The 6,228-nt window shown below is 69.6% G+C and carries 5 protein-coding genes; 3 read left to right on the top strand and 2 right to left on the bottom strand.

The features are described from left to right. The 3 genes from tatC to lnt are packed head-to-tail and all read left to right on the top strand — an operon-like array spanning position 1 to position 4,896. On the top strand, positions 1–822 hold the full coding sequence (gene tatC, locus ABD663_RS01740) for a twin-arginine translocase subunit TatC (protein WP_344736124.1): 822 nt from the start codon (positions 1–3) through the stop codon (positions 820–822). After that, the gene (locus ABD663_RS01745; RefSeq protein WP_344736125.1) at positions 819–3,287 is read left to right on the top strand and encodes a DEAD/DEAH box helicase; all 2,469 of its coding nucleotides are present in this window, start codon (positions 819–821) and stop codon (positions 3,285–3,287) included. Before tatC ends, ABD663_RS01745 begins: the two co-directional genes overlap by 4 nt. A 37-nt stretch (positions 3,288–3,324) precedes the next feature. After that, positions 3,325–4,896, top strand: a complete 1,572-nt coding sequence (lnt, locus tag ABD663_RS01750; protein WP_344736126.1) for an apolipoprotein N-acyltransferase — start codon at positions 3,325–3,327, stop codon at positions 4,894–4,896. Between the two features lie 6 nt (positions 4,897–4,902). Here lnt and ABD663_RS01755 read toward each other — a convergent pair whose 3' ends face one another. Both ABD663_RS01755 and ABD663_RS01760 read right to left on the bottom strand, forming a co-directional pair. Next, complete coding sequence (locus ABD663_RS01755) at positions 4,903–5,286, bottom strand: RNA polymerase-binding protein RbpA (RefSeq protein WP_344736127.1); 384 nt, start codon at positions 5,284–5,286, stop codon at positions 4,903–4,905. A gap of 115 nt (positions 5,287–5,401) precedes the next feature. Beyond that, positions 5,402–6,199: a glycerophosphodiester phosphodiesterase family protein gene (locus tag ABD663_RS01760; RefSeq protein WP_344736906.1), complete on the bottom strand. Its 798-nt coding sequence runs from the start codon at positions 6,197–6,199 to the stop codon at positions 5,402–5,404. Positions 6,200–6,228: the final 29 nt, after the last annotated feature.

Consider the following 6,228-nt stretch of genomic DNA (forward strand, 5'->3'; position numbering starts at 1 on the left):
ATGGTCACGACGGGACCGCCGCGCGTCGACGATCCCGACTCGCCGCGGCGTGACAAGAAGATGTCGCTGGGCGCCCACCTCGTCGAACTGAGGAGGCGCCTGGTCATCGCGGCGATCGCGTTGGTCGTCGCCATGGTGGTGGCGTTCTTCATCACGGATCCGGTGCTGTGGGTCATCACCGACCCGATCCGTCAGGTCGCAGAGTCGCGCGGCGAGGGCGGCAGGGTCGAGCTCATGTTCAGTTCTGTCACCTCGGGGTTCGACCTGCGACTGCGCATGTCGATCGCGATCGGCATCCTGCTGTCGGCGCCGATCTGGGTGTGGCAGGTGTGGGCGTTCGTCACCCCGGGCCTGACCCGCAAGGAGATCAAGTACACGATCGGCTTCGTCGCCGCCGCGATCCCGCTGTTCTTCCTCGGCTGCGCGACCGGCCTGTACGTCATGCCGAACATCGTGCGGCTCATGGCGAGCTTCGTGCCCGACGGCGCCGCCGCCTTCTACGACTCGGGCTACTACTACGACTTCGTGTTCAAACTGCTGCTGTTCGTGGGCGTCGCCTATGTGCTGCCGGTCTTCCTGGTCGCCCTCAACCTCGCGGGCATCATGTCGGGCAGGGCGATCCTCAACGGCTGGCGCGTCGCGATCATCGTCTCGGTCGTGTTCGCCGCCGTGGCCACGCCGCCGGCGGACATCGCGACGACGTTCATCCTCGCCGGCATCCTGATGGTGCTCTTCTTCGCCGCGGCCGGCCTGTCGATGCTCTTCGACCGCCGCAAGGCCAAGCGCAACCGCGACATCCTGCCGCCGGAGCCGGCCGCGTGACGGTGGATCCGGACTTCCCGGTCACTGCTGCCTTCGCGGCATCCCAGAAGTTCCGGCTCGACGACTTCCAGATCGCCGGATGCCGTGCCCTCGAGGCCGGGCGCAGCGTGCTGGTGGCTGCGCCGACGGGCGCCGGAAAGACCATCGTCGGGGAGTTCTCCATCCACCTGGCGATGCGCGAAGCCGGCGACAAGGCGTTCTATACGACGCCGATGAAGGCGCTGTCGAACCAGAAGTTCCGCGAGTTGGTCGACGTCTACGGCGCGGACGACGTGGGCCTGCTCACGGGCGACACGAACATCAACTCATCGGCGCGTGTCGTGGTGATGACGACCGAGGTGCTGCGCAACATGCTGTACGCCGACTCACCGGCGCTGCGCGGACTGCGATACGTCGTGATGGACGAGGTGCACTACCTCGCCGACCGGTTCCGGGGCGCCGTGTGGGAGGAGGTCATCATCCACCTCCCCGCCGACGTGCGACTGGTCTCGCTCTCGGCGACCGTCTCGAACGCCGAGGAGTTCGGCGATTGGCTCGACACCGTGCGCGGCGACACCGAGGTCATCGTGTCGGAGACGCGTCCGGTGCCCCTCGAGCAGCACGTGCTCGTGCGCGGCGATCTGCTGCCGCTGTTCGATGACCGCGCCGGTGTCGCGACCGCCCAGGTCAATCAGGAGCTCACGCGAATCCGCTCCATGAAAGGCGGCGGCTACGAGGGCAATCGCCGAGCGCAGCAGATGCGCAGCGACGCACACCGCAGCGGGTACGGCGGAACGCGTCGCCGCCCGCACAAAGGCGGCCGACGCCCCGTCCGTTCCGCGAACATCCAGCGCATCGAGCGCCTCGATCGTCCCGACGTCGTCCAGCTGCTCGAGCGCGCGAATCTCCTGCCCGCGATCTTCTTCATCTTCAGTCGCGTCGGCTGCGACGCGGCAGTGCAGCAGGTGCGTCGATCCGGCGTGCGCCTCACGTCTCCCGAGGAACGGGCCGAGATCCGCTCGATCGCGCAGGAGCGCACGCGCTCACTCCTCGACGAGGACCTCGCGGTACTGGGCTACTGGGAGTGGCTCGACAACCTCGAGCGCGGCATCGCCTCCCACCATGCCGGTCTCCTGCCCGCGTTCAAGGAGGTCGTCGAGGAGCTCTTCCAGCGCAAGCTCGTCAAGGTGGTCTTCGCCACCGAGACCCTGGCGCTCGGGATCAACATGCCCGCCCGCACCGTGGTGCTCGAAAAGCTCGAGAAGTTCAACGGTGAGGCGCGCGTCGCGATCACCTCGGGGGAGTACACCCAGCTGACCGGTCGGGCGGGGCGCCGGGGAATCGATGTCGAGGGTCACGCCGTCGTCCAGTGGACCGAGGGCATGGATCCGCAGGCGGTCGCCGCGCTGGCATCCCGTCGGACGTATCCACTGAACTCCAGCTTCCGTCCCACCTACAACATGGCCGTCAACCTCATCGACCAGTACGGCCGCGCGCGCGCCCGCGAGATCCTGGAGTCGTCGTTCGCGCAATTCCAGGCCGACCGCGCCGTCGTCGGCCTCGCGCGCCAGGTGCGCGAGCAGGAGGAGTCGCTGGCCGGCTACGAGCGCGCGATGGCGTGCGATCGGGGTGACTTCGTCGACTACGCGGCGATCCGCCGCGAGCTGAGCGACCTGGAGAAGCTCAACCGCAAAGACGCCACCGCGTCGCGATCGACGAGGGACGCCCGCCAGCGTGCGATCCAGTCGTTGCGCAAACGGATGCAGCGACATCCGTGCCACTCGTGCCCCGACCGCGAACACCACGCGCGGTGGGGCGAGCGGCAGGCAAGGCTCTCGCGCACGATCGGCAAGCTGCGCAAGCAGATCGACAGCCGTACCGGCACGGTCGCGCGCATCTTCGACCGGGTGGTCGACGTGCTCGCCGCCCTCGACTACGTGCGCATCGACGACGACGGCACGACGGTGCTCACACCGGCCGGCCGCACGATGCGCCGCATCTACGGCGAGCGCGACCTGCTGGTCGCCGAGGCCCTGCGCACCGGCATCTGGAACGACCTGGATGCACCGGCCTTGGCTGCGCTGGCGTGCTGTCTGGTCTACGAACCGCGACGCGAATCGGGGCGCTCGGGCGGCTCGGGCCTGGGGGAGCGAGGACTGCCGCGGGGGCCGTTCCGGCGGGCTCTCGACGGCACCCTCGACCTCTGGCAGCGTCTCGACGACCTCGAGCAGGATCACCGTCTGCCGGGCTCTGAGGCGCCGTCGCCGGGACTGGCCGCCGCGATGTATGCGTGGGCCCGCGGCGGGACGCTCGATCGGGTGCTGGTCGACGCCGACATGGCGGCGGGCGACTTCGTGCGCTGGGCGAAGCAGACGATCGACCTGCTCGACCAGCTGTCCCTGGTCGCCGAGCCGGCGGTGGCGACGGTGGCGCGACGCGCGCTCGAGGCCGTGCGCCGGGGGATCGTCGCCTACTCCGGCGTCTGACAGCCGCCCCTCAGCTGTCGCGATCTAGGGTGGATCCGTGCCTCTCGCCGACGCTCCGCGACCTCTGCTGCCCCTCTGGGGTGCGGTGCTCGCCTCCGCCGTCGGCGGCGCCGTCCTCGACCTCGCTTACCCCGACGTCGGCTGGTGGCCACTTGCGTTCGTAGGTGTCGGGTTCGCTCTCGTGTCGCTCATCGGGCGCAGCGTCGGCGGAGCGCTGCTGGTGGGTCTGATCTTCGGGGCATCCTTCTACCTGATCCACATCGTGTGGATCACGCGGTACCTCGGCGTGATCCCCTGGTACGCCCTCGCCGGCATCGAGACGCTCTTCATGGGACTCGGGTCCATCCTGCTGACCCTCGCATATCGTTGGGTGCCGCGCGTCCTGACCGGCCGGTGGGCGCGACTCATCGTGCTTCCGATCCTCGTGGCGGGGGTGTGGACGGCGCGCGAGCTCTTCATGGGCTCGTGGCCGTACACCGGGTTCCCGTGGGGGCGCATCGGCATGAGCCAGTCGGAGAGTCCGCTGGCCCACCTCGCATCGTGGGTCGGGGTCGCGGGCCTCACGTTCCTCATGGTCGCGTTCACCGCGGCCGTGATCGAGTGGATCCGCCTGGCTGCGTGGCGCGACGTGCGCACCGCGATCCCGGCGGCCGTGATCGGCGTGCTTCTGGTCGTGACGCCCGCCTTCCCCACGACGCCGTCCGGCGAGCTGCGGGTCGCCGCGATCCAGGGCAACGGGCCCTCGGGCTATTTCGACGAACGCGAGCCGAATGCCGTGCTCGCCGCGCAACTCCAGGCGACCGTGCCGGTCGTGGGGCAGGAAGTCGACCTCGTCGTGTGGCCGGAGGGCGGCATCGATTCCGATCCGCTGCGCAACGCCGGTACGGCGGCGATCCTCGACGACGTCGCCGACACCGTCGGCGCGCCGCTGCTGGTCAACGCGGCGACCACGCGCGGCGACGACACGTTCAACACCTCCATGCTGTGGGTGTCGGGCGAGGGTGCCGTCCAGCTGCACGACAAGACGCATCCCGTGCCGATGGGCGAGTACGTGCCCGACCGCTGGTTCTTCGAGTCGATCGCGCCCGACCTCATCGGCCTCATCCAACGCGAGTACACACCGGGGACGAATCCCGCCTACGTCGATGTCGACGGCATCGGCATCGGCCTGGCGATCTGCTTCGACGTCATCTACGACGACGTCATCTGGGACTCTGCCGACCGTGGGGCGCAGGCGTACGTGTTCCAGACCAACAACGCGGACTTCCGCGACACCGACGAGAACCTCCAGCAGCTCGCCTTCGCACGCATGCGCGCCATCGAGACCGGGCGCTCCGTCGTCAACCTCTCGACCGTCGGCACGAGTCAGGTGATCGCACCGGACGGCTCGACCGTCGACGGGCTGCCCGCGGACGAGCCCGGGGCATTGGTGACGACGGTCGAACTGCGCACGGGGCTCACGCCCGTCGTGATCGTCGGGCCGTGGGTGCAGGCCGTCATCGGCTGGGGGAGCCTGGCAGCCCTGGTCGGGTTCGGTGCGATCGTCGCGGCGCGCGGTCGGCGCACAGCGAAGACGCCGGCCCCGCAGAGGGCCGGCGTCGAGGGGTGACCGAGGTCAGGCGCTGATCTTGTCGACCGATGCGTCCTCAGCCGCGCCACGACGGGAGCGGATGAAGGCCAGGCGCTCTTCGAGCAGCTGCTCGAGCTCGGGAATGGTGCGACGCTCGAGGAGCATGTCCCAATGGCTGCGGGGCGTCTTGTCGCCGGAGTGGTCGACGGTCGCCGTGCCTTCGCCGATGCGCAGCAGCGCCTCAGCGCCGCATGTGCGGCACTCCCAGGCCTCAGGGACCTCGGCGTCGGCCGCGAAAGTCATGGTGGTGTCACGGTCGCACGACGTGCACTGGTAGGTGTGCTGTGCGCGCTCGTGGAACACGACGCCCTCTTCGCTCTGTAGGCTCTGGGCGCCGAGTCGGATGCCTCGAAGGCTGCGATCTGCCATTGTGTGGTCCTCTCGTCCGATGTCATGTCTAACGGCCTCACCTGGGTGGACAATCCGAACCGGGCGCGCTGAAAGACCTTTCACAGCCGATGCTCAGCGGATGCCGGGAAACGGCTCAGCCGGTCGCGATCGTGCGCAGCGCGACGTCGGCGCGATCGGTCACGATCCCGTCGACGCCGAGTGCGAGGAGTCGGCGCATGTCGGCCTCGTCGTTGACCGTCCACACATGGACCTCGACGCCGTTGCGGTGGGCCGCGGCGAGCATCCGCCGCGAGACGATGCGGATCGCTCCGCGTCGCTCGGGTACCTGCACGGCGTCGACATCGCGCAGGATGCGGCGCGTCCAACCGCGGGCGCCGACGGCGACCGACAGCAGCAGACGCGCGATCGTCGCGGTGCCCGCCGAGGTCGCGGGCGGCTGCGTCCCGGCCCGGGAGGCGGCTCTCAGCGCGGCACGGCGACGGGCATCCGAGAAGCTCGTCAGCAGCACACGTGCGCCATGGGCAGCGACGAGGCGTCCGACCGGCTCGGCAGCGGCCGGTGCCTTCACGTCGAGGTTGAAGCGCACGGTCGGGAATGCCTCCAGGGCCTGGGCGAGTGTGATGAGCCCGCCCCGATCGGCCATGAGATCGCCGAGTTCGCGCGACGATACATCGGCGACCTTGCGCGGATCGCCCGTCACGCGCGAGAGGTCGTCGTCGTGGAACAGGACGACCACGCCGTCCGCGGTCAGGTGGCAGTCCGACTCGACGTAGAGCGCGCCGGCGGCGTTGGCCGCCGCGACCGCGGCGAACGAGTTCTCGACGACCCCGTGCGAGGCGTCGGAATCGGTGACCAGCCCCCGGTGGGCGAGCACCCGCGGTGGGTGCCCGGCGAACCAGGGGTGCGGTCGGCGGTCAGGCGCCCGGTTCACCGGCGACGCCCGGCGTGCGGTTGCGCGCT

This window comes from Microbacterium awajiense, from assembly GCF_039536545.1.
GTDB classification, from domain to species: domain Bacteria; phylum Actinomycetota; class Actinomycetes; order Actinomycetales; family Microbacteriaceae; genus Microbacterium; species Microbacterium awajiense.